Annotated in this window: 25 protein-coding genes and 1 tRNA gene; 7 read left to right on the forward strand and 19 right to left on the reverse strand. The window is 35.0% G+C overall.

Annotated elements, in window-relative coordinates:
* Positions 1 to 24: 24 nt before the first annotated feature.
* The 6 genes from DD829_RS21425 to DD829_RS21445 all read right to left on the reverse strand — a co-directional run bounded on the left by DD829_RS21425 (position 25) and on the right by DD829_RS21445 (position 3,485).
* The gene (locus DD829_RS21425; protein ID WP_123906957.1) at positions 25 to 240 is read right to left on the reverse strand and encodes a hotdog fold domain-containing protein; all 216 of its coding nucleotides are present in this window, start codon (positions 238 to 240) and stop codon (positions 25 to 27) included.
* Between the two features lie 21 nt (positions 241 to 261).
* Positions 262 to 576, reverse strand: a complete 315-nt coding sequence (locus tag DD829_RS21430; RefSeq protein ID WP_108409870.1) for a hypothetical protein — start codon at positions 574 to 576, stop codon at positions 262 to 264.
* Positions 577 to 801: 225 nt separating this feature from the next.
* Entirely contained in the window at positions 802 to 1,014 is a 213-nt protein-coding gene (locus tag DD829_RS21435; protein ID WP_108409871.1) for a hypothetical protein, read from the reverse strand.
* Positions 1,015 to 1,343: 329 nt separating this feature from the next.
* Positions 1,344 to 1,481: a hypothetical protein gene (locus tag DD829_RS23875; protein WP_165796622.1), complete on the reverse strand. Its 138-nt coding sequence runs from the start codon at positions 1,479 to 1,481 to the stop codon at positions 1,344 to 1,346.
* Between the two features lie 255 nt (positions 1,482 to 1,736).
* Positions 1,737 to 2,144, reverse strand: a complete 408-nt coding sequence (locus DD829_RS21440) for an acyl-CoA thioesterase (RefSeq protein ID WP_108409872.1) — start codon at positions 2,142 to 2,144, stop codon at positions 1,737 to 1,739.
* Between the two features lie 99 nt (positions 2,145 to 2,243).
* Positions 2,244 to 3,485, reverse strand: a complete 1,242-nt coding sequence (locus DD829_RS21445) for an MFS transporter (RefSeq protein WP_108409873.1) — start codon at positions 3,483 to 3,485, stop codon at positions 2,244 to 2,246.
* A 262-nt stretch (positions 3,486 to 3,747) separates the two neighbouring features.
* Between DD829_RS21445 and DD829_RS21450 the strand changes: the two genes are divergently transcribed.
* The 6 genes from DD829_RS21450 to DD829_RS21475 all read left to right on the forward strand — a co-directional run bounded on the left by DD829_RS21450 (position 3,748) and on the right by DD829_RS21475 (position 9,464).
* The gene (locus DD829_RS21450) at positions 3,748 to 4,143 is read left to right on the forward strand and encodes a hypothetical protein (RefSeq protein ID WP_108409874.1); all 396 of its coding nucleotides are present in this window, start codon (positions 3,748 to 3,750) and stop codon (positions 4,141 to 4,143) included.
* Positions 4,144 to 4,389: 246 nt separating this feature from the next.
* Positions 4,390 to 5,166: a hypothetical protein gene (locus tag DD829_RS21455; RefSeq protein WP_108409875.1), complete on the forward strand. Its 777-nt coding sequence runs from the start codon at positions 4,390 to 4,392 to the stop codon at positions 5,164 to 5,166.
* A gap of 105 nt (positions 5,167 to 5,271) precedes the next feature.
* A complete protein-coding gene (locus DD829_RS21460) occupies positions 5,272 to 7,248 on the forward strand; it encodes a hypothetical protein (RefSeq protein ID WP_123906958.1) in 1,977 nt (658 codons plus the stop codon).
* 140 nt (positions 7,249 to 7,388) lie between these two features.
* Positions 7,389 to 8,255, forward strand: coding sequence for a hypothetical protein (locus DD829_RS21465; RefSeq protein ID WP_108409877.1), 867 nt, complete (start codon positions 7,389 to 7,391; stop codon positions 8,253 to 8,255).
* Positions 8,256 to 8,366: 111 nt separating this feature from the next.
* Positions 8,367 to 8,672, forward strand: coding sequence for a helix-turn-helix domain-containing protein (locus tag DD829_RS21470; protein ID WP_108409878.1), 306 nt, complete (start codon positions 8,367 to 8,369; stop codon positions 8,670 to 8,672).
* A gap of 147 nt (positions 8,673 to 8,819) precedes the next feature.
* Positions 8,820 to 9,464, forward strand: a complete 645-nt coding sequence (locus DD829_RS21475) for a hypothetical protein (RefSeq protein WP_108409879.1) — start codon at positions 8,820 to 8,822, stop codon at positions 9,462 to 9,464.
* A gap of 813 nt (positions 9,465 to 10,277) precedes the next feature.
* On the opposite strand, the gene DD829_RS21480 is transcribed toward DD829_RS21475, so the two are convergent.
* The 8 genes from DD829_RS21480 to DD829_RS21515 form a co-directional block, all read right to left on the reverse strand.
* Positions 10,278 to 10,514 (reverse strand): hypothetical protein, encoded by a 237-nt coding sequence (locus tag DD829_RS21480; protein WP_108410589.1) that lies wholly within the window; start codon positions 10,512 to 10,514, stop codon positions 10,278 to 10,280.
* Positions 10,515 to 10,724: 210 nt separating this feature from the next.
* Positions 10,725 to 10,958, reverse strand: a complete 234-nt coding sequence (locus DD829_RS21485; protein ID WP_108410588.1) for a hypothetical protein — start codon at positions 10,956 to 10,958, stop codon at positions 10,725 to 10,727.
* 224 nt (positions 10,959 to 11,182) lie between these two features.
* Positions 11,183 to 11,470, reverse strand: coding sequence for a hypothetical protein (locus DD829_RS21490; RefSeq protein WP_123906959.1), 288 nt, complete (start codon positions 11,468 to 11,470; stop codon positions 11,183 to 11,185).
* A gap of 1,418 nt (positions 11,471 to 12,888) precedes the next feature.
* Positions 12,889 to 13,482 (reverse strand): DUF6037 family protein, encoded by a 594-nt coding sequence (locus tag DD829_RS21495; protein WP_108410368.1) that lies wholly within the window; start codon positions 13,480 to 13,482, stop codon positions 12,889 to 12,891.
* A gap of 16 nt (positions 13,483 to 13,498) precedes the next feature.
* Positions 13,499 to 14,080 carry a toll/interleukin-1 receptor domain-containing protein gene (locus tag DD829_RS21500; protein ID WP_108410369.1) on the reverse strand — a complete coding sequence of 194 codons (582 nt, stop codon included), beginning with the start codon at positions 14,078 to 14,080 and terminating at the stop codon, positions 13,499 to 13,501.
* On the reverse strand, positions 14,080 to 14,751 hold the full coding sequence (locus tag DD829_RS21505) for a TIR domain-containing protein (RefSeq protein ID WP_108410370.1): 672 nt from the start codon (positions 14,749 to 14,751) through the stop codon (positions 14,080 to 14,082). Before DD829_RS21505 ends, DD829_RS21500 begins: the two co-directional genes overlap by 1 nt.
* Position 14,752: 1 nt before the next feature.
* Entirely contained in the window at positions 14,753 to 15,349 is a 597-nt protein-coding gene (locus DD829_RS21510) for a hypothetical protein (protein ID WP_108410371.1), read from the reverse strand.
* Positions 15,331 to 16,512, reverse strand: a complete 1,182-nt coding sequence (locus tag DD829_RS21515) for a toll/interleukin-1 receptor domain-containing protein (RefSeq protein WP_116548131.1) — start codon at positions 16,510 to 16,512, stop codon at positions 15,331 to 15,333. The genes DD829_RS21510 and DD829_RS21515 overlap by 19 nt, the downstream gene beginning before the upstream one ends.
* Before the next feature lie 182 nt (positions 16,513 to 16,694).
* Between DD829_RS21515 and DD829_RS21520 the strand changes: the two genes are divergently transcribed.
* Positions 16,695 to 17,498: a hypothetical protein gene (locus DD829_RS21520; protein ID WP_116548132.1), complete on the forward strand. Its 804-nt coding sequence runs from the start codon at positions 16,695 to 16,697 to the stop codon at positions 17,496 to 17,498.
* Between the two features lie 34 nt (positions 17,499 to 17,532).
* On the opposite strand, the gene DD829_RS21525 is transcribed toward DD829_RS21520, so the two are convergent.
* The 5 genes from DD829_RS21525 to DD829_RS21545 all read right to left on the reverse strand — a co-directional run bounded on the left by DD829_RS21525 (position 17,533) and on the right by DD829_RS21545 (position 22,655).
* Complete coding sequence (locus DD829_RS21525) at positions 17,533 to 18,375, reverse strand: HNH endonuclease (RefSeq protein WP_116548133.1); 843 nt, start codon at positions 18,373 to 18,375, stop codon at positions 17,533 to 17,535.
* Positions 18,362 to 19,810, reverse strand: coding sequence for an AAA family ATPase (locus DD829_RS21530; protein ID WP_108409780.1), 1,449 nt, complete (start codon positions 19,808 to 19,810; stop codon positions 18,362 to 18,364). Before DD829_RS21530 ends, DD829_RS21525 begins: the two co-directional genes overlap by 14 nt.
* A 1,157-nt stretch (positions 19,811 to 20,967) precedes the next feature.
* Positions 20,968 to 21,041: transfer RNA gene (locus tag DD829_RS21535), tRNA-Met, on the reverse strand.
* Between the two features lie 44 nt (positions 21,042 to 21,085).
* Entirely contained in the window at positions 21,086 to 22,372 is a 1,287-nt protein-coding gene (locus tag DD829_RS21540; protein ID WP_108409781.1) for a peroxiredoxin family protein, read from the reverse strand.
* 61 nt (positions 22,373 to 22,433) lie between these two features.
* The gene (locus tag DD829_RS21545) at positions 22,434 to 22,655 is read right to left on the reverse strand and encodes a signal peptidase (RefSeq protein ID WP_108409782.1); all 222 of its coding nucleotides are present in this window, start codon (positions 22,653 to 22,655) and stop codon (positions 22,434 to 22,436) included.
* Between the last annotated feature and the right edge of the window lie 6 nt (positions 22,656 to 22,661).

The raw sequence follows: 22,661 nt of genomic DNA on the forward strand, positions 1-22,661 counted from the left end.
TTTCTGATAATAGGACTGGAATGTTCAGCGTCCCTTTTCCTGATCTCCTACAAGGAGCTTAACTTCCCGTTCCACCATTCCACGTTTGACAGAAGCTACCTTAAGCCTGTAGCAGATACGATCTCCTTCCAATACCGGTTTTCTGAACGTAAAATGACTTCCCACTACAATATGGTTGCTTCCTTCGACTCTTAACGCATGATGGATCACCGCTTCATTAGTGATCAGGGACTGTTGCAAGGCTCAGGGTACAGGAACCGCTCACAGTTGGGTCTGCTGTGCAAAATCTTCATGATAGTGCGGATTATGATCTCCCACCAAAGCCGTAAAAAAATCCACTAACTCAGAAGAAATATACAATTTCGGGCTTTCATATTCATATCCTACAAGAGATTCGTTGATTTCATGTAAGGCGATTTCTTTTCCGCCCGTCTCCGGATCAATCTTCCAAACTTTACCGTTTTTAATGGCTGTAAATGATAAATCCGGAGCGATACTGTGTTGATTTTCAGGTGTACTTTCCAAATGATCCATGAGCTTGTCATGACTATGTTCTTCATCTGTTGCTTTTTTCAATACCACCCCTCCATATTCGAGATTGGCTCAGAATGCTCCCAGAATAATACTGTCCGGATGTTCATCTTTGTTAAGCACTCCTTCTAATCCATGGATTACCGATGCTCCACCCAGATTTCCCTCCTTAATGCTTTCTTTCCATACTATAGCCTGATCTCAGACGTGCTTTTCGATAGAATTGGCAATTCTGATATTGGCGTTGTGCGGAATATAATAGACCACGCCTCATGCTGTTTTTACAAGCTCGTCGAAGATTTCTTTTCCGGCATTAACGGCAAATTTATAAACCGAAGATCCATCAGGCATGGTCAATCTTTCATGATGTTTCTGTTCTATGGCACGAAGCCTGCTTTCATCAGCCTGCGTATTTTTGATCGTAATATCTCCTATTTCGTAGGCCGGTTTTTCTGAGGACAGCTTCTTGGTGGAAATAAGCATCACTCAGGTGCTGTCGCTGAACATGGGCATAGTGTCAGGATCTTTGATTTTGGACCGCAAATCACTGGCAATAATCAAAAAATGCTGGTCTTTTCCACTTTGTGCTTTTCTTTTTTTCATTTCTTCGTTGGCATAATAGAGGGCATGAATGGCTCAGGAACAGGCAGAACCTATATTGACTCTGAGCTTATCTTTTTCCAGTCCCATTCTCGCTCCAAGCACATGGGCTAATCAGGGCAATACGTCATAAGTTCCGGTGCTGCTACAAAATATTCAGTCAATATCCTGATAGGTTAATCCGTACTGCTTAATCAGCTCACCGGCTGCTTTTACCACCGGGCTATATTCATCGGCTTCATTAAAGCTGCTAATGATCTCAACGCCTGTTTTAATGGTAAGGTCAGCATTTCAGAGGGGGATTTCTTTTCCGTTGGCTTTTTCTTCTCATAGCCGGGTCTTGGCTCCAATGACATAGGATTTTGTAGGATTCATTATTTAATCTGTATCAATAAATATAAAGAGTATATCCAAAACACCCGCTATTGTCAAATAAATGAGGACTTTTTTAACAGAATAAAGAGAAAGGAACAAAGATGAAAGACTTACAATCAGGTATTTCATTTTCACAAGTATCGTATTCCATATTTCTTTATACTTATTTCTCAAAAGCTGTTTTCTTCGATAATCTCTAATTCTAAACCCAATGGACGATTGCTGAAAGGTTACTCCTGTTGAAACTGCTTCAAAGCTTCTTTTACTTTATGGCTGAGTGCTTCCGGCCTTTTAAATTCAAAATTGACTCCCACCAAAACCCGTTGTGCCGTTACATAGAGTTTCCCGGTAACGGTATCCATAACTTTTACCGCTAAGGTAAAGCTTGCCCCTCCGATGTTTAGAACGCTGACAGTACATTCGGGCTTTGAACCGGAGTGGATCGGAAGCAGAAACTCGGTGGTTTCCTTTCTGAGCACCAGGGGCATACCATCATAATTCCAGTCCGTATTGATCTTTTTGGAAAGGAACTCTACATATGCCATTTCTATATAGGTGCATATTTTACTGTGGTTAACAATTTTCTGAGCATCAAAATCGGAATATCGAAGCTGAACTTGCAGGGTGTATGTTTTCATAATATTAATGTAACAATGTAATAATATATCAATTTACCGGTGTAGCCATCTAAACACCATCCACTATCCATCATCTAGTTTTTTAATCTTTTAATAAATTTATTCTTCCTTAAAGGAAAGGTCATTTTCAAAGGTTTCTTTTAAAAAATACACACAAATAAAGGCAGTTATAATGGCAATACCCGCTACGATTGCTCCGCTTGTTGTCAGATCAACATAAGCCCTGAACTGAGCGAACAGCCATGTCAGCGGGATCAAAGCTCCACGGATCATATTGGGAACACTGGTAGCTACCGTAGAACGCAGATTGGTGCCAAACTGTTCCAAACCATTAAGGATCAAAACGCCCCAATATCCGGCACTTATCCCCAAAAGAGCTGTTTTAATGTAAAAAACAGTAGCATTGAAGGATGGAAAATACAGATACAGGGTGATGGATATAATCTGGAATCCTAAGAAATAATAAAGGATCTTTTTCCTGCTTTTTATTTGTTTGCTACACCAGTTCGCCAGAAAATCAGCTCCGCAAACACCTAAATAGCAGAAAACCACACTTAAGGCGGGATTGATATTTTCAAGCCCCTGTATCTTTCCGTATTCGGGAGAAAGGGTGATAAAGTTTCCTATAATAAAGAATACGGGAAACCCGGCTAGTACGCAGCATATATATTTGAAAGATACTTTTGGCGTAAACAAAGGACGGAGATTATTTCTCAGGGAACTTTCATACTGCAAAAACAGACGGGATTCCTGTTTATTGATCAGTCGCATCAATAAGAGCAAGAGCCCCATAATGCCTCCCATGAGAAAGAGAAATCTCCAGCCGGATAGGCCTATAATGATTTCATCCTTAAACCAATAAGCTAAACTTCCTGCCAATACGGCTCCTATCATTCCAAAGCCGGTAATCCACATTCCTGCTTTGGTTCTTTTATCGCGGGGTAACAACTCACTCACCAGCGTAATGCCTACACCCAATTCTCCGGCAAGACCAAGCCCCGAAAAAAATCTGAGCCAGTGGTAATGATCAATATCATAGACAAAGGCATTAAGGATATTAGCTATGGAATAGGTAAGAATGGAGAAAAACAGGACATTAAGCCTTCCGAGCCTGTCGGCCAGTATTCCCCATAAAAATCCTCCGAAGACCATTCCATAGACGGTCCAGTTCAACAGGCTTGTGGTATAGGCGGTTGCCAGATCTCCTGTAATATGGAGCTCTTTGAGGCTTACGGTTCTTACGCTGCTGAAGAGTAAAAGGTCATAAAGGTCCACAAGGTAGCCAAGGGACACGGCAAGGATCAACTGTCCTACTTTGGGTTGATGATGGTTGGTATGCATATTTATTTTTTTCCAAAGCTATTCTTATGAAGCGATCCTTTAATGGTAAGTGATAGTAAGTGAATGAAAAATAGTAAGTAAATGAATGTTTTTCTCATAACCGGACAACATCGTAAAGGTAAGTGATAGTAAGAAAAAGTTACCATATTGAATACCATCACTACTTAGTGTACAGGATTTTGAATTCACCCAATTTTGTCATGTCACTACAAGCAGAGGTTTTTAAAAACCCGAAAAAGTAGCTCATTAAAATCAAAATAACATGAAACTAAATCTACCTGCATTTTTATCCGAAAGGTTTTCCAAAACTTCCGTTTCCTTTCCATTATCCTTAAGCATTTATCTCTATACCCGTAACAGATATGGCGAGACCATACACCATACCCTGTATGAAAAATGGTTTTCGAAGTTCACAAGCTGCTTTACGGCAACTTTCGGAAGCTACTTAACAGAAACCATAAAACAATATTGCTTTACGGAACATCAGCAAATGATTGAAATTTCAGTAGATATTATTACCATTTTAGATACAAACTCCTACATAACCACCGAAGAAATAGAACATATTCTTTTATGTCTGTTAGATTTCGGGTGGGAAACCGATCAAGCCAACATCTGTTATGAACTTAACGGCATCATGTACCATCTGCCGGTATAAAAAATATAACACTGCCATTTTCTATCAGGATCCGGTAATTTCTACCATTATTATTACCGTCCCTCTTACGCCTCCTTTCGTAGAATCCTTTTCCATAAGTGAAAGGAGGCATCTGTAAGATGAATGAAGTACCAATTAAAAATTATTAATTACGAATTACGCTTAAAATCAACCGTTTACAAGTTAAAAATTGAGCATTAAATAATACTAACTGATTACGAATTAACAATTTAAATATTAAAAATTATGGACAATTCACCAGTTTACAACAAACAAAACGAGATCGTTTCCTACATTACCGGCTATGAAAATATCAATTTTGGCGGAATGGCACAGGAACGTAAAATGGTCGCCCTGGCTGTCTTTTCAACGCTGGTCGCCGTTCAGAATGGCTTATCGCTTTCTTTCTACATCGGACTGCACACCGAAAATTCTATGCTTTCAGTTGTAGTATTCTTTTTCGGGGTATTGGTGTTTCTGATGATCAACAGAATGTACTTCATTTCCTCTTCTAAAACAGGAAACGGATTTAAAGCCATTTTTGCCTATATGGGAATTTATGCCCTGGTCAGTTTCCTAATAACCAGTTCCGTATTATGCTATTACTTTATGGAACCTGAAATCTTAGAGATTATTTCCTACAAGACGGCACTCAATCGATATGGCGGAATGATACAGCTCTTAGAGCATTTATCTCCTGAGCAGCAGCGAAGCTACAACGAATTTAAGTACACTACGTTCTTTATCTCGGTGATTATCGCATCACTGCCTGTTGCAACCCAAAAACTGCTGATCAACCACAAGGAACTCTTTGCCATTGAAAGCCGAAACAATGAGCTGAGAACTTCTTTATACAAGAAGCTTCAGCAGAAAAAAACGGAGTTTGCCAATCTTTATGAACAGCCCGCTGAAGGCCCTTTATTTGGAGAAAATGCTGCTTCAGGTGACGACATCAGAAATAAGAAAGATTTGATTATGACAGAAATTGCTCATTTGGAAGAAGCCATCCACCAAATTCTGTAGAAATAATGTAACAGTGTAGAAATATAACAAAATAACAATTGGATGATGAACTTAATATCTAATTTCTATTTATCAAAAAAAGGATAATCCCTAAAAATGAAATATATGAAACCTAATTTTTTCACCAGGCTTTGGTCCAGCTTCTCTAAAAAATCAGCTATACAGCCTCTCGACCGACAGATCGATGACATGGAACGGACCATTAATTCCGAGACCTCAGATCTCAAAAAAATGCTCCCCAAAGGCTATACTTTTCGTTCCAATGCTTCTGTTTTTGATATCTACGAAAGTGCCACCGGTGGAATGCTTAACAGCCTTTATCATCAAAAAGGAGAATACGATTCCAAAACGGTAGAACTCAGCCAAAACTACGCAAGATATCTGGAATTGGTCGTTCCTAATGCCCAGTCTTCTTATATAGAGCTGGAGCAGGAACGTAAGCTGCAGGAAACAAGGCTTAAAAACCAGCAGTTCTACAACGACCATGCTGCCGATTTTGAAAGGGGAACTCTGGCTGAAGAAACAGTGACAAACAACCAGATCCGAAGCAATGAACTGAAAGGTAATGTATTGCAATCAGAAAATACGCTGAAGCAGCTACAAAATGAGAGCTTATCCGTGAGATTGCAAAATGATTTGGTAAAACAAACCTTAGAAAAATCTCAAAGCGATGCTGCGCAAACCCTTAAGTATGTGCAGAAACATCCGGGACTGTATGGAGATAAGGTTAAGGTTGAGAATGAGGTTAAGATGGAGGATGGAGATGGGATTGAAGATACCACCACTGCTACCGCTGCCAATACAGATTCCGGAAACAGCATTGATAATGAGATTGAGACTGAGGTTAAGATTGAAGATCATTACCATCAACATATAAAAGCTACCGGCTCCGAAAGCAAAGCTATTGAATCTAAAAACGCAGACTTTCCTTTTTCCACTCCTTATTCAGTACCGGAAGCCATCTATCCGAAAACACAGACCTATACCACAGAAAGGCCTTCTTTTACGGATTATTACGGAATATATTACGATTACGCCTTAATTGCCATTCAAAATGAAAAGGAAAGAAACTTTACGGAAAAATGGACTGAAAACAATAAGATTCCGCCTTATCCCAACACCGATATAGAATTGGATATGCCGGAAGATATAGCTTCTAAGCTCACACCGGTGAAAGAAAACTTCTTCCTCGCCAATGTAAAACCCTTTGAAATCGCCCTCGTATTTATTTTATTGGCTTGTGGGCTTGCTGTAGAGTTCAGTTCAATGGGGACGACATTAAACACGATCTACAGCTTTGTTTCTTTTAAAGGGATGATCTCCGGTTCTACCGCACTCATTTTATCCAAGTTGATTTCATACCTTATGGCAGGTCCCACGAAAGAATTTTTAGCCAGAGAAGGTAAAATTTTACAGTGGAGGGGAGCCCGTGTACACAAAATGATGATTTGGATTTTAGCGGCAATCTTCTGTTATAGCGTGGCGGTAGGCTACCTGTTCGCCAGAAATACTGAAAGAAACCGTAATCTTGAGACGATTTCTGTTCTCCAGAAAGACATCCGCAAGGCTAAAGATCAGGCTGAATTTGCGGATACAGTTAATCCGAAAACTCAACAATCTATTGCAAAACAGGAGGCAGAACTTGAAAAAAAGAAAGCGGAACTTCAAAATTACTCCATGGATATGATGACAGTGATCAGTATTTCGTTATCGAATTTCATTATTCTCCTGGCAAGTGCCATTTTGTTCGCCATCGGAAAGTTGCTTCTTTCCAGTTATTCTCTTCGGAAAAAAATCGAACGGCTTTCAGGGGAGCTTCATGCGATCTATGGGGAGTTTTATGCGCAGAAATCTTCCATTCATCATATCTATTTAAAATCGGTTCGTATTATAAGACTATATGGTATTTTGGAATTTTTAAGAAAACAAAAAGATTTTAATGTTGACCAAACGGAAGTGAAATTTCTGCATGAAAAAAATGAAAAACTTCACCCAAAAGCGAAAGAAATGCAGGAAAAAAATCCATTGCCTTTTCCTTTACGTTCCGCCAACCATAACCATTCTCAAAACGGAGTGCATTAAGCAGGTAAAAGGTAGTAGGCAACAGGTAGTAGGTAGAAGGTGACAGGTAGCGGTTACAATTGAACCGGTTATTTCTGAAAATCTGATGCCATAAGTGTGAATCTCAAATCTTGAATCTAATCATAAAAACAATTTTAAAAATGAAAAATGTATCTTTTTTAACGAATGTAACCCATCTGACAAAATTGGTGTTATTTGTGTGTGCTTCACTGCTGTTTTTGACAGGTTGTGACGAAATCAAAAAGGGGGCAGCCTCTTTAACTTCAGCAGATGCATCTGCTGATGAAACTAAAACTTCCGGTGCTGAAAATGTACTGGTGGTGGCGTTGGATCAGTCGGCAAGTGTGGCTTATACGGATGCGGATAAAGCTGCTAATGAGAAATGGCTTAAAAAATTCTTATATCATGAGCTAGAGCCTTCAACAGATATTGTGGTGATGTATATCGGGGATTATTCGCAATCGGCTTCTGTGGTCAACCATCGCAAGATAGAGTGGAAAGTCCCTGATGTGTCTGAAAGTTCAACTTTTAAAACTGATGCTGAGCGTAAACTGGAGGAATCTGACCGTGAGGAACGGGAGGAAGTGCAGATGAAGGAGCAGCAAAAAAAGCTGCTTACTTTATTATCTGAATCTTCTTCGGGAACTAAATCCAATTCAAGTGCGGTGTTGGAAGTGCTTCCGCAGATTGCGGAGCAGATCAAAACGTATAAGCACTGTAAAATTTTGTTCTTATCGGACTTATGTCAGTTTTCTAGCCTACGCGATTTTGAGAAATCACCACCTGTTAATTGGGAACAGGCTAATGAAATGGCAAATACGGATCATCTGAAACTGGTGAAGGAATATCCGGTGATGAAAGGTGCCTTTACAAAGGTGCAGCGGATTGAGGTACTGATCCCGAAAAATACACCAAAAGATAGAACTGTAATGATTCCGAAGTATTGGAATGCTTTATTTCAAAGGCATTTGGGCTATCAGTATGAAGTGTTATGGTCGATGCCTTAAGTCAATTAGTAACTAGTAATTAAATTTTCAAATTACGAATTACGTGTTTAACCGGAGGCAGTGTAGATTGCCTGCCTCCTTTTTTCTAAAAATTTCTATTACCACTTTATCATGAATTATTTTAACTCTCATCCTGAAAAAGAGCTGTTCCTGATACAAACGGATTCGGAGACCTTCTATAAACTCACCAAATATGTCCTTGAACGCCTTAGAAGTGAGCAGAAAAAAGAGAAAGATTCTGATTTTATTGCGGAAAAGCAGGCAATGGAACTGCTGGGGATTTCTTCTAAAACGACCTTGCAAAAATACCGTGATCTTAGCTTAATTACTTTTTACAAGCTCTCCGGACGCAAAATTTTATATTCAAAGTCTTCTATTGAAGCCTTTATCTTAAGTAACAAGGAGTCTTTCGACTGAACTTGTGGTCTTTTGGCATTCTTGTATTCTACTCTTTCTACCTTCACTTCTTTGGTAGTTCGGTGCTGCTTTTCAAAGCGGTATCTCTTTCACGTGTTTCTCTACACGAAACCATCACAAACTATTTCACCTTAAAATTTTCACCCAATGAAAACAAATTTTCAAAAAGAATTTCTGAATTCTTTAGCAGACAGTTACGATTTTGCTCTTAACAACAAGATAAAAAGAGAGGAGCTGATCGAAAACTTTTCCGTACTCAATAACTCAACTCCATTCAGTGAACGTTTGAACGATTGGATCTCAGATTTTTACAATCGGCATAAAGATATTTTTATGCTTACTGATACTGATGATTTCGATTCCAAGGATCTTAAAGGAACTTTGCAACGTTACACAGAACGATTTAAAACTACCGGTAAGATCCATATATGGACTGAATGCAGCGAGAATACAATCTTTGGCTCCCCACAGATAAACCATTTTTACAGAGCATGGCATGATCATACGCACATTTCTTGTCAATGTGGATTTACATTTGCCGGCGAATCAATGACAGCCGCCATTCAAAACTCAATGATTCCTGCTGATTGGACTTTGGAAAAAGAACTGATTATGATTGATATTGTGGGATTGAACCAATATTATAGTATCCATAAAGAATATGTAAAGGATCAACGTAGGTTTGTTATTGATTATATGAGAAATGCATATAGAGCAATTTTTACAAGGCAATGCGATGATCTGAAATCTGAGATCAATACAAATCTCGGAAAGTCATTTATAGCTAGATGATAAGTGATTTAGCTATTGTGCATCCGTAGTTATTGGAACTTATTGCTTCTGAAACTGTATTCTGAGAATATGGACATGATCTACACCTCAAACTAATTTTGTAAACTGATATGGATTTCCGTATCAGTTTTTTAGAATTTCAGAGATATTTTTATGAAGTTCTAATGTAATAAAGGTTTGTTAGGGTACGGGAATGGTAGATTTTAGGATTTTACTTCTTCTAAAGTTATGGCTGGGTCATTACCTCTATCAATGGTAAGAAACACATCAAAGAACTCTTCCAAAGAAGCACCATCAAAATCATCGATTGTTTTTGCTTTTTTTGTAAAATCATCCTGGCTTATTTTTCATTCGGAAAAATGCTTCTCAAGGCTTTTGTGAAGGAGGAGTTTTAGCTCTGAAGCATTGAAGTGGGGAGTTTGTTGCATAGAGGTATTTTTAAATTATATTGTAAAAATCTTTTGATGATCTGCTATAAAACACTCATTATAAGTAATTTGATAAGAAATACATAAAAAGACTTGCATTTTTATTTTTTTTCTGTAGAATGAAACTGTTCACGATGGGTGCAGAGAGCAATGGTCTTTCTCCCCTACGAAAAGTCCTGCTTATACAGTAGGATTTTTCTTTTCTATAAAATATTTCAAATCTTCCAGTACCTGAACATCGGGTCAGGCAGATTTTTTTTAAAAGTTTTGAAGCTTTTTCTCTGTGTGGAATCAAAACCCTACCCAATACATTTCTTTCACGCCAAAAATCTACCAGTGTATTATAATCTCCATCACCACTTACCAGATAGGCTTTGGAAAGTCATCATTCTACCACATCCAATACTCCCTGTATGGCAATATCAATATCTACATTACCTTTAATATCTCCATTAGGAAGAACCATCGTTTCTTTGAAAATTACCTCATAGCCGTGAGAGCGGAGCTGTTTATACAATGTTTCATATTGGGAGACATAACCAAAAAATATTTTAGCTTTATGAATGTTAAATTTTTTCTGTGTGTAGAGAAAAAATGACTTTCGATCTATGACCCAACCCATTTATTTTGTCGACTGATGTATATTTTGTGCGTCTATATAAAGAATATTCATCATGTCTCTATCAATAAAGAAAAAATATCCAGGAGCAATATAATTTGCTATCTTCCTGATTTGCAAATATTAATTCTGTATCAGGTGTCACATTACCAGACTAAAGAAAAAACTACGAGAATCAATAGAAGTCTGAGATTGTTGTTTCAATGTTGAAATTTATTCACCTTTTGTTCTTTCTTTATCTTTGTAACCAAGTTGTTTTTTTACAGTTTCTAAATATTCGCCTCTTTCAAATTCTTCCATTGCTTCTTTGATATCTTCTGCCTCTTGAGTAGTGACGAGACAATCTAAATCTATCTCTTTTTCCTTTTTATTAAAAGCAGTAGGTACAACTATGGATTCTTCTTCTCCTTTCAGGTTTTTATAATGGAAATAGTCTTCTGGAGACATGATGACCCCAACAATTCTATTACGATTGATAATGTAGCATGGTCATTCCTTGTGTATAAGGTTGAGTATTTCTTTTGTTTGAGTTCTTAGACTGGTTACTGAAATAGCGTGTTCTTTGGACATTGATATCTGAAAATCATAAAAAGGAATACATAGGGGATAATTTTAGTAATCCCAAGCATTGGGATTGAGTTGTCTCAGCCTATAGTATCTGGAATTTTCTTTTAAATAATTAAAGAAGAGCGACCTGATGAAACAGAACGTACTCCGTATTTTTTAAGAGGTTCTGCATTAGCATACATCTCTTGGTTTTCCAAAAAATCTTCATCAAGTTTTAATGTTATTTCTTTGGTATGATCCAAATTCTTAGCAGTATAGCTTTGCAGTCTCGTTTTTTCTGCTTGTAACTGTTGTACTGTAAGTCCTTGACTTTCGGGAGATGTTAAGGATTCTTCCAAAAGGAGTTCCTCTTTATCTAAAGTTTGAGCAGTATAACTGAGCATAACAATCATGGGTTAAAATACAAAAGAAAAACGAATTTTCTACGAATAGGCAAGCTCCCTGACTCTTGTTCTTATCATTTCTTTTTGCTTGATTTCTTCTTTGTTTTTATCGATCATATAGAGATCATAGATATTTTGGAGATTGAGCCAAACTGTGCCTGAAGTATCAAGAGCTTCGCTAACACGGGAGGCAATTCTTGGTGTAATATTTCTTCTTCATTTGATCAGGTCATTAATTTCATGTCTGCTGATATCAATTAATCCTGCAAACTGGGCTTGAGACCATCCTCTCATTCCAAGGGCATCTGCAAGATATTCTCAAGGGTGGAATGCTATTCAAGGTTTAACAATCATTTTGTATTCTTAATCAAATAAATCTGTATGACTACCAATTTTAGACAGTACACAATAATTACCTTCAATTTTATAAATCAATAAAATATCATTTTAAAATTAGCCTTTATAGATTCAGCCTCTGCTATCAGCTTTGAAGAAGAATACAATAGTTTTATCAGGTAAAATCGTATAGACAAACCTATACTTTCCAATCCTTAACCTAAAGTTGTTTTTTGTTCAGGACATGGCTGTACTATCAATAAAATTTCTTGATTGGTAGGGATTTTCAGCAATAATTTTTGACTTTTTATGAAAATCAATTGCAATACGCTTGTCACAATGGTCTAAAAATTTTGTTACCTCTTTATTCAATTCTATGCTATAATTCATCTTCTTTTCATAACAGTATCTAAACTGGTGGTTTCTCAACGGTAGTATTCTTCAAGTGCCTCTTGGCGTGCTTGTTCCAGTTCAGGCGTTCGCCTATTATCATCATCATGAAAAAGTTGAGGCTTTAACTTTTCATTGATAATCATCTCCATAAACATTACAAAAAGTCAATTCATAGACAAGCCATAGCCTTTTGCCTTCTGTTCAAACATCTTTTTCAGTTCTGGTTTAACTCTTGCTGATATTTGTACTTCTCCCATCATATTAGTTGTTAAAATATAAATGCTAACTTTAGTATAGCATTTTGTTCACAAATTGCAAGAAGAAGTTATCTGTTTTTATTGGTAATCAAAATATGATGATTTTTTCAATTTTTCCAGCAATTTTAACTTCGCATTTTTATTAAAAATTACGAGATAACCCAATTGAAAACTTGTATTTCTCATCTTCGCACAATGCTAGTTGTGCAAAGATGAAGAGATTTTTATCCGAAAATTATATTTTGTAGACTACTTTGTCTAGCTTATTTCTTTTGTATTACATTAATCCATAGCTACAGAGTGCCATATGTTTTAAATAAGTTGCATTGTGTAAAGATGGGAAATGTGGCTCTACAATTATGTTTAAGACAATTTCTAAGAATTTTTGTAAGGTAAATTTCCTAACAATCTTTAAATTGGAAGATTCAAGTCATAAGATTATCACGAATCAGATTTCATATTTTTATTAATTAAGTCGTTTTCATTTTTTTTCTTATTGCGGACATATATAATACTGACATTCTCTCGTTTGCACCACTCATAAAGTTCAGGATACAAGATGCGTGTTTTTTCTAAATTCTTTGATGTTAAGTTTTTACCATTACCAATATTATTCCATGGAATCGTTCCGCCATAAAATAGGTTTTGAGAATCTTCAATCTGATTCTTATAATACGGTAACAGTTCCCGCTCTTTCTTTTCTCTATGTTTAAAAACTGGAATTTTATCATTGAATTCTTCAAAAAAAGATTTCGGACTGAAGCGGTTGTTGGGATCGTATTTTAAATTTAAAATATTGCAAAGTTTACTATATAATTCTCTCTTTAATATAGGATTTACAACAAATCCTTGCTCTACATTTATGTTAAATGAAAAATTGCTATCTTTCTGTAAAAAGTGCAGAACAAAAGGAGAGTAATAGATATCAAATAGAACTTCAAACACTACTTTGTTTTTGACAAATTCAAAAATATAATACGATTCACCATTATTCTTCATTCCTGCATAAATACTGCGGAGATTACTCAAGGTCATATTTATACCATATTAATTAACGCCTAAGCCAAACCTTTAAAGGAACAACGTTTTCTAAATTAGGATTCAAAGGAACCTTCACATAATATCCTTTTGGAATATATAATCCTGATGTATATGTGTTTGTTCCGTCTTCATATTCTATATAGGGGTAAATTCTTAAATACTCTGCACCTTTGAAACCTTGAGAATTTTTGTTAATAGGTAATAATGCAATGTGGTCTTTGTATTTTGCTGCATCTCCCAATCCTAACTCCCAATTGCACCATTTTGAATTGATAGCATCGGGAGTAGCCAATAGAATAAATTTATCTGCTGCTTTTATTTTTTCCTTTAAACGTAATGCAGTTTCTGCACTGGTATATGCCGGCATATCTTCATCCATCCAATCAACATAAATATCAACTCCTTCTTCCTTTAGAAAGGCAATTGATGACTGCAAGATTGTTCCTTCCTCATGTTTATGGGAAAGAAAGATCATAGGCCGTGTTTTATCTCTGAAAGAATTTTTACTGAGATTGACAATATTATCTTTGGAAAAGGTTCTTTTACTTCTGTAACTATAATTTGATAATTGTGATTCGGTTATATAGCTCATTATTTCTTAATGTTTTTTATGATTTCATATTCATGTTTTTTATCTCTTAATTCTATTGCTTTATCTATGTAATGCGTAGGGTTTTTGATAAAATTTTCCCATTTTACAGATTGTATATAGGAACAATCTCCTGAATACACCCAACCTCCATTACAGAGTCTTTTATCCTGTTCTTTCTTGTTGAACATATTGTCTTTTAAAATATGAAACAAAAATGATGTGTTAAGTGAACGGCAATCACATAAACTATCGTAGGTAATATAATAGCTGTAACTACCTAATTCATCAGGTAAAATAACCGCAATAACACCGTTGGTCTTACTGCTTTGATATTGCCTGCTTTGTTCTTTCAATGAATATGAAACTTCCCAAGGAATCCATTGATCTTTTTCTGGCAAATATGCTTCTTTCATTCCTTTCGAAACTAAGACAATAGTAACACTGCTGTCAAAGATCTTATCTCCCAATTTTGAACCAATGGCCGCATCAGATAATGTGGCCATGCTTTCGCCGTCATCTTCTCCTTTATATATGTGATCATCCCCTTCAAGTGTTTCTGATAATACATCCACATAATCTCTTACGGTTGTATTTTTCCAAAAAGGTGTCCCGCTTAATCGCTGAACTAGAACATCAGAATATTTATACGAAACAAATACTTTTCTTCCCATATTATATTTTATCCATTAAAAGCTCTTGAAATAAAGACATATATCCGTAATCCTTTATCAATTTTTTATTTTTATCATTCTCATGCAGAAATTGATCATATATAATCTTAGTTGCTGCTCCCGTACTGGCAATTGGTAATATGATAGCATCAGGAAACCTTTCCTTGAACATTTCGTGTTCGGCTAGAATACCTTCCATGCCACCAATAAAAATCCCGGCAACAAAATTATTTTCATCTAACATTCTTTCACGTAACCTTTTTTTACTCAATTCCGAATCTTTAAGATTTTCAGTAAAAACAATATCTGTAAAACTCTCATTATCTTCTGGGAAATCTTCTTCAAAAAATCTTGATTGATACAACCTTACATGTTCCTGGGTATTAAGATTCAGTTTTGTCATAACGTAATAGATTAGTGGCGTTATGGAAGGATGCCCACCCCATATTATTCGATGATGTGGTAAAACAACCGTTGTTAATGCGATAATTGCATCTCTGATTGCAATAATATCGGCTGTTTCAAAATACTGTGAATCTCTATCTGGAAGAGGAATACTTGCTGATAGGAATATATTTTTTAATTCTGTTGCAGCCATGATTCAAAATCTTGTTTTTTTAATGTTTTAATATCTTTTTTAAAATTCTCATTCAGCCACTCCAGATGCTTTAGCCATTTATCTCGGATTCTCAAATCGTCATAGATCAAGCGGACTGTTACATCTTTATATCCAAGTAGTTCTTTTTTGATTTCCGCGGACTGACAACTCATTGATTGTGGAATTCCAATTGTCGGAATATAAACAACTCTCTTACCTCCTTTTAAATCTTCTGTTAAAAATTTCTCTGGTTGTACCGTAATTGTTCTTCCATGTCTGTCGGCTATATTTCTAAATTCAGTAATGAGATTATCTTGTCTTGCAGCCAAATTCCTTGCTCTTACTGATTCTACCTCTTGAATAATTTTTTCAACAGTCTCTTTCTTTAACTTTGAATAGTCTGGGTCATTATAAATATCATCTATAAAATCAGATTCAAACATTTGCTGAGGATAGCTCAAATGTGAAGTTACATCCGCCTTGACATTATGATTCGGCCAAACTAACTGAACAATTCCAATTTGCTTAGCTCCTGCTTCAGCAAATTCTTCTTTGCACCAATGACTCTCCAAAAACTGGGGTGTATTGAGAAGTACAATTGCATCGCAATCGGTCATTCTATGCCACAGTTCATCCTGAAAAGGCTCTCCTTTTCCAATGGAATGGGTATCAAGAAAAACGTCAAAATTATGGGCTTCCAAGGCCTCATATAGTTGAATAGCTACAGATGAGGATTCATTTCTTTTATAGCTTATAAATACCTTTCTAGTTATTCTCAATAACTCAAATGATTCCAGTATAATATTTACAATCCGATTAAGTTCTGTTACTTTATATTGAATACCATTTTGATTATATAATATTTTCGGTATCTCTTTACTGAAAGAACTATCATTGAAAAACACAGGAAGAATCATTGTCCCGTCTTTGATCAATCTTTCTGCTACATTAACATCCTTAAAATTTCCATCTACATCTCCAAAGTAGACAGCGAAAGACGGTTGGTTTCCCGCATATTCATTATTAACATCTTTTGAGGTAATAATTTTGATGATCTCTTTTGGCAGTCCTAAATTCTCTATCTCCTGAATAAGCCGATCAAGTATGTCTTGTTTAACGGAAACATCCGACCCCAATAAAATCAGCTGGTATTTGTATTTCATCTTTTATATTTGGTTTTTATAGCAGTGATTAACAAAAATATTGAAAAAATCTCATTAAGTTTAAATTTTTCAATAGTATTTTACAAAAATGAAACATTATATCTCATGGGTGATTTTGTTAATATTTCTTGTTTTTTTATAACTCGCAATGTTTATTTTTGTAAAACATTCATATTGTAACAATGGTAGATTTCAATCCCTATAATAAATATTCAAAATCATATCCTCCAAACTCGATTCATAATTTTTTAGGACATCCTTCAGGAATTAACCGTGCGATACAAATTGCACTTTTTAATCACCACCGTTTTGCCTTTTATTATTGGAATCTGTGGAAAAATGAGTCATTAAAAGAGAGAAAGAATTTTAACATTGACCTGATTTCTTACGATTGGCATCAGGACCTTGTATATCCACAAGAAAGGTGCAAAGAAGAACTAAAAAAACTTGATATACAGAACAGCTTTGAAGTTTCTTATTTCAGCTCTTACAGATTAAATTCTTTAAATGACTCTCACATCATGTCAGCAGTATATCTGGATATCATTAATGATGTATGGGTTTTGTGCAGACAAGGGAAATTTGAAAGGGATTGGGAAGATGAGTATCTTGAGGATTATAATGGTAAAAAACACACCATCAGAAAATTTAAAACTGAAGAAGCTCTTCAAAAAGCCTTATTCCTTTCCGAAATACAGAATGTTTTCTTTGACATTGATCTGGATTACTTTACGCTCAACAATAATATTGAGCCTACGGATAAATTCAAGTACATGAAAGAGTCTGAAATAAAAAATATGCTTTCTTGTGATAATATATTGATGCAATGGATTTTTGAAAGAATGGAAGGAATTACAATTGCTCTCGAACCTGAATACACAGGAGGAATATCCAAGTCCTTAAAATATCTGTCGTTAATCGAAAAATTATGGTTTGATAAGCCGTTAGGAAATTTTAGTGTTCAATGGAAACATTTAAAAGAATAACATTAAAATCTTAAAAAGTCTAATTTTAAGATTTTTAAAACTGTCTAATAAAATCATCATTATTGGCAAGAGCATCAGTGATTACTGTTTTATAATAATTAACACCAAAATCTCTTTTCAATCCATTAGTTTCATCTAGTAGGAATTGTTTGATTATTTTAGAATTTCCTTGGAAAATTTTAGACCCTGTAAAAGAAGAATATATTTTTTGATATACATGGTTGAATCTATCTTCATATTTTTTCAATAGATGAAGCTTTGTATAATGTCTTTCTATGATGGAAAAAAAATCTGCATCAATATTTGAAGTATTATCCAAATAAAAACTTACTCCGAAAACACGTAATATCGGATTATAATGTAAATCAAGAAACAAATACTGCTCTGTGGGCAAAGAATCTAAATATAGATTAATGATTCCTCGTTTATTATCATTTTTATCCTTCCAATATTCTCCTTTCAATTGATTGCATCTTGGGCAACACGGAATTAAGTTAAGCGACTTAACACAAAATTCGGGATATCTTTCTTTAGGCAAATAATGATCCATGGTGTCATCTGAATTAATTCCACAATACTGGCATACTCTTTTTATATGATCTTCCTGATTTTCCCTGATGAGAGTAATCAGTTGCTCTAAAGGCTTTGTCGAAACTTTATAGCAATGCAACAAATCTGCTTTGCTTTCTGAGGAATAGGTATTTTCGGAAATAGATTCTAATTGGTTACTTTTGAACTTTTTATCGTACTCATCATATCTTTGTTGTACTGAAGGTTTCAATATTAATAATCTTCCTTTGGTTGGAGATTCTTTAGCTAAACGAATTTTTTCAAACTCGTCGATGCATTTAATAGGCAGTGGACTAAGATTCTTCATTATTGTACAAATTATACAGATAGGTCTTTGAATGCAGGCTTAATTTGTTTTCAAACAAATTTAAAACTTCTTCATAGGAAAACTGTTTGCAAAGCTTTTCAAATACTTCCTTATAGGTCCCCTTTACATCTTTCGTCTGAAAAACCTCTTCTGTGAGTTCATCTAAGTTTTCTCCAAAACTTTCCAATCCAAGATTTCTGATAAATGGCACATCCCCTTCTCTATCAAACACTTTGATATATCTTGAGGGAATCTCCTGTATGATAATTGGCGAATGAGTCGCAACTACAGCATATGAATCAAATTCTCCAAGCAAGATATCCAGCATTCTGATAAAGTTGGCAATAGCATTGGGGTGGAGATGCATTTCGGGTTCATCAAACAACAATAAAGAGTTCTCCCTTATGCTTGCTAAGATTTCGGTGATAACATACATTAGAAAGCTTTGTCCAGAACTTAAAAGCTTTGAAGTTGTATTATCTACAATTTCAAAATTTTCATTTTCAAATATTTCTTCGTAAAATATATCGGCTAAATGAGTTCCTATTATGGTATTCATAATTTTATACCACTTGTTATGTCTGTTCGTATCCCAAATTGCCTTTACAGCATTTTCATAGTTTTTTATAAGTTTCGTACTGGTAAGTAGTTTATCATTCTCGTCTCTAAGTCCGCAGTATTTGTAGCTGAAAGATTTGTCTTTTTGTGGTCTTGAAAATTTGTCAAAAGCACTATAAGACACCGTAATCACTTTACTGAAAAGTGGTCGACTTGGATAAAAAGTTTCTGTATCTATTAATTCTTTCTCTGCTTGACCGCTAAGATCAATCGCCAACTGAGCCAAGAACTGAGTTTTCCCTGTGCCGTTTTTCCCGATTAAACCAATTATTCTATTAGGTAGGTATTCATTGTCACCAAAATTAAAATCCACTTTATGAATTCCATTAGCGTTTGGCAAATGACATTGATAAGTAAAAATAAAATCTTGTTCTATTGGTAAATTTTCTAAGACTCTTTTCGCTTCATGAAAAGCTTTCTCTGCCTCACTAAAACGCAGCAGGGATGTTTTGAAATTACGGTTATTTTCAAATCTGTCTCTCACTGCCGGTAGAAAAGCCATATCATTTAAAGCATCTAATACTGTATAAAATAATTGACTATCTACCAAAGAACTTTTTAAATCCTTATAAAAATGTATAGATTGACCCAATGAGCAGAACTCGTCCGGTAATTCTTCAAATTCTCGAGGAATAAATTCAATAGTTTCATATTCCTCCTCATGCATGATTTTTATTTTACCAATATTCTCATATCGTCTTTCAGAATCATAAAAACTGAGATTGAAACTTGTTTTTCGGTTAAAATCATCCCAAGAATTATGCTCCAAAACGAAGCAAGGATATTGATCTGCTTTTTTATCAACGTAAAATTTCATTTATCAGTTTTTATAAAGAAATATTTATTCTAAACTTTAATATTTTTTTATCTCTTTGTTTGGAAGTTAAAAATAATTAAATTTTTGTCTAATTAAGAAAAGATTTTGTCTAAGAAGTTTTTTGTTCCAAAAACAGTTAAATTTCTCTTGCATTTACATAAAAGTTATCTACTATAGACAATAAAAAAGTATTTACCTTTTCTGAAGCGATGCTCCAAATCAAATTTATAGGGAAAAATCTTATTGATATGTACCAAAACCCTAATAAATGGAAAGGAAGTTATCCTCCTTGAATCATAAAAAGCTACATCAAACTCGTTACATTGATGCAAGCAGAGGGAATAAACGATGTGATAGAAATCAATAAATTCTGAAACTACCAAATCTGACCCAAACAAGGAGATATGAAATGAATTTGGGCAGGTCGCTTGAATGACGGACGAAGGCTGGAGTTTACAAAAGATGGCTCCTGAATAATCCAAGTCATTAACATTACCAAAATAAGCAATCATTACAAAAAATAACTTTTATCACTTACTCTCTTACTAATATGATCAAATCCGGAATAGCATTTCATCCATGAGAATATCTTGCGGATGCTCTTGAAGTCAAAGGACGGTCTCAAACACAGCTTGCAGAATTAATCAATATCAGCAGATATGAGGTTAATGATCTCGTAAAGTGAAGAAGAAACATTACGCCGAGAATAGCAGGGCGTATTGGTGAGGCTCTTGATACGCCAAGTACTGTTTGGCTCAATCTCCAAAACATATATGATCTTTACAAGATAGACCTGAATAATGAAGAATTCAAACAAAAGGAAGCAATAAGGAAAAGATTACAGGAGTTTGTTGTTGCATAATGATTTCACGCTTAATAAATAGAACAATAACCCTGCGTTAAAAGATTATTAGAAATTGCAAAAAATTGATTTCAAAATCCTTTGTTAATGATGGTATTGATTACATCTTATTCTCAAAAACAACTTTATAAAACTTTACGGCTTCGGGTACAGCATTTATTCTTCGTACCAAAATAATCTGTTCTAAACCATTTAAAACCGCAAAATGTTGTACCTATGTTGTACCCAAGTTCAAGGTACAAAAAAACTCTCTTGAAAAAGAGAGTTAAATCACTGAAAATCAGCATATTATATGTAGCGAAGACGGGAATTGAACCCGTGACCTCAGGGTTATGAATCCTGCGCTCTAACCAACTGAGCTACCTCGCCGTTTTGGTGGTGCAAATATACAAAAATATTTACTCTCTCCAAATTTATTTTAACTTAAAATATTCCAAAACATCACCTACATGCTCTGGTTTGCTGATTATCTTATTGTTAGCATCCAAAATAAAATACGTAGGAGTTGCATGAACATTGTATGTATCTACGTAAGTACTGTTCCAACCTTTCAGTTCAGAATCATTTACCCATGGAAATGCTGCAATCTTTTTAGAATAAGAATCTTTATCCACATCTAAAGATAAACCAACAACCTGAACATTTTTAGCCTTCAAATCGCTATATTTAGCCAATAATTGAGGAAGCTCACTTTCACAGTGAGAACACGTGGAAGACCAGAAAATAACTACCTTTTTATCAGCCTTAATATCCTGTAAAGATTTAGCAGTAGTATTAACCGGTGAATTAAACTTATAATTAGGAAAAACTGCTCCCATTTCAACGTTGGCGTTAGATTTCAACGTGGAAGCAAGCCTATCGGTAATTGTGCATTTTAGATTTTTAGCCAGATTAAGATATTTATCCTTGAAATCCTGCATATCATATACATCAAAAATATCAATTAACTCAGAAAGTACGGTCTGCCCGCGAGGAGTTTCTACTTTTAATATGTCTAAAAGTTTATCCACAGAGGCTGTAACATTAGTATTGCCACCCGAATTCAGATAACTTACTAAAATTGGTCTCAACAGTGATGATGTTTCTAACATATCGTTAGACTTATCAATAAAATTAATGATTTCGTCCTGAGTTACTTTTTTAGAAGCATCACCAGACAAAAATTTACTGTAATTGGTATTGTAATAATAGATAAAAGGATGCTGCGTCTGATCTATTCCGGAAGAGCTTCCTGAAAGTCTGTTGATTTCAGTCTTTAAAGCTTTTCCAAACTCCGTATTGTCTTTATAATATTCTTTGATCTGTGCTAAAGCAGGAAGAATAAGTTCTTTCTTCTGCGAGCCTTCCTGAAGCTTACTCATCACATCATTGGCTTCATCAAGATAAACGATATCCTTTATTTTATTAGCCTGCGTTTCAAGCTTAACACTTACATTTTTATTTTCTGAAATGAAATTGAAAGTATTATTGGAGTTGGGAAAATAGACTTTCATCATTCCCATATAATTTTTGGGATATTTAAAAGTCCATACATTATTTTTACTTTGTTCTTTGGTTACAATAATATCCTTAGAACCATTTAAAGTATATAAAATTGCGTCTTGATCTTTAAAATCGGCAGGAGCCTGAATGGAGACTGTAAACTGAGCCTGTAATGAAAATGCAGCTGCTAAAGCTGATATTGTAAAAATTTTTTTCATAACGTAAAAATAAAAAAACTCTCCGAGTAATCAGAGAGTTTAATAGTATTTTAATAAAATTTTATGCTTTCTTAGCTGTATACTTTTTAGTAAAAAATGCGATAAATAAAACAGCAATAATTCCTAATGCATACACATACATATCTATCGGTGAGGAAACTACAGTTCCTCCTGAACCGGATCCTCCGGTTCCCCCGTCACCAGGGTTTGGTGGTGCCTGTGCGCTCACCCATGATAGTGCAAAAAGAAAAAAAGTAAAGACCAGTTTATTAATAGTTTTCATATTCAA

Source organism: Chryseobacterium sp. HMWF035 (assembly GCF_003094695.1).
GTDB classification, from domain to species: domain Bacteria; phylum Bacteroidota; class Bacteroidia; order Flavobacteriales; family Weeksellaceae; genus Chryseobacterium; species Chryseobacterium gambrini.

Coding starts and splice junctions, on each gene's coding strand:
- DD829_RS21500 (WP_108410369.1), bottom strand. CDS start 14,080: ATGAGCTATATAACCGAATCACAATTATCAAATTATAGTTACAGAAGT.
- DD829_RS21450 (WP_108409874.1), top strand. CDS start 3,748: ATGAAACTAAATCTACCTGCATTTTTATCCGAAAGGTTTTCCAAAACT.
- DD829_RS21445 (WP_108409873.1), bottom strand. CDS start 3,485: ATGCATACCAACCATCATCAACCCAAAGTAGGACAGTTGATCCTTGCC.
- DD829_RS21440 (WP_108409872.1), bottom strand. CDS start 2,144: ATGAAAACATACACCCTGCAAGTTCAGCTTCGATATTCCGATTTTGAT.
- DD829_RS21470 (WP_108409878.1), top strand. CDS start 8,367: ATGAATTATTTTAACTCTCATCCTGAAAAAGAGCTGTTCCTGATACAA.
- DD829_RS21455 (WP_108409875.1), top strand. CDS start 4,390: ATGGACAATTCACCAGTTTACAACAAACAAAACGAGATCGTTTCCTAC.
- DD829_RS21515 (WP_116548131.1), bottom strand. CDS start 16,512: ATGAAATACAAATACCAGCTGATTTTATTGGGGTCGGATGTTTCCGTT.
- DD829_RS21465 (WP_108409877.1), top strand. CDS start 7,389: ATGAAAAATGTATCTTTTTTAACGAATGTAACCCATCTGACAAAATTG.
- DD829_RS21540 (WP_108409781.1), bottom strand. CDS start 22,372: ATGAAAAAAATTTTTACAATATCAGCTTTAGCAGCTGCATTTTCATTA.
- DD829_RS21460 (WP_123906958.1), top strand. CDS start 5,272: ATGAAACCTAATTTTTTCACCAGGCTTTGGTCCAGCTTCTCTAAAAAA.
- DD829_RS21510 (WP_108410371.1), bottom strand. CDS start 15,349: ATGGCTGCAACAGAATTAAAAAATATATTCCTATCAGCAAGTATTCCT.
- DD829_RS21480 (WP_108410589.1), bottom strand. CDS start 10,514: ATGGGTTGGGTCATAGATCGAAAGTCATTTTTTCTCTACACACAGAAA.
- DD829_RS21495 (WP_108410368.1), bottom strand. CDS start 13,482: ATGACCTTGAGTAATCTCCGCAGTATTTATGCAGGAATGAAGAATAAT.
- DD829_RS21545 (WP_108409782.1), bottom strand. CDS start 22,655: ATGAAAACTATTAATAAACTGGTCTTTACTTTTTTTCTTTTTGCACTA.
- DD829_RS21485 (WP_108410588.1), bottom strand. CDS start 10,958: ATGTCTCCAGAAGACTATTTCCATTATAAAAACCTGAAAGGAGAAGAA.
- DD829_RS21435 (WP_108409871.1), bottom strand. CDS start 1,014: ATGCTTATTTCCACCAAGAAGCTGTCCTCAGAAAAACCGGCCTACGAA.
- DD829_RS21530 (WP_108409780.1), bottom strand. CDS start 19,810: ATGAAATTTTACGTTGATAAAAAAGCAGATCAATATCCTTGCTTCGTT.
- DD829_RS21505 (WP_108410370.1), bottom strand. CDS start 14,751: ATGGGAAGAAAAGTATTTGTTTCGTATAAATATTCTGATGTTCTAGTT.
- DD829_RS21475 (WP_108409879.1), top strand. CDS start 8,820: ATGAAAACAAATTTTCAAAAAGAATTTCTGAATTCTTTAGCAGACAGT.
- DD829_RS21490 (WP_123906959.1), bottom strand. CDS start 11,470: ATGATTGTTATGCTCAGTTATACTGCTCAAACTTTAGATAAAGAGGAA.
- DD829_RS21520 (WP_116548132.1), top strand. CDS start 16,695: ATGGTAGATTTCAATCCCTATAATAAATATTCAAAATCATATCCTCCA.
- DD829_RS21525 (WP_116548133.1), bottom strand. CDS start 18,375: ATGAAGAATCTTAGTCCACTGCCTATTAAATGCATCGACGAGTTTGAA.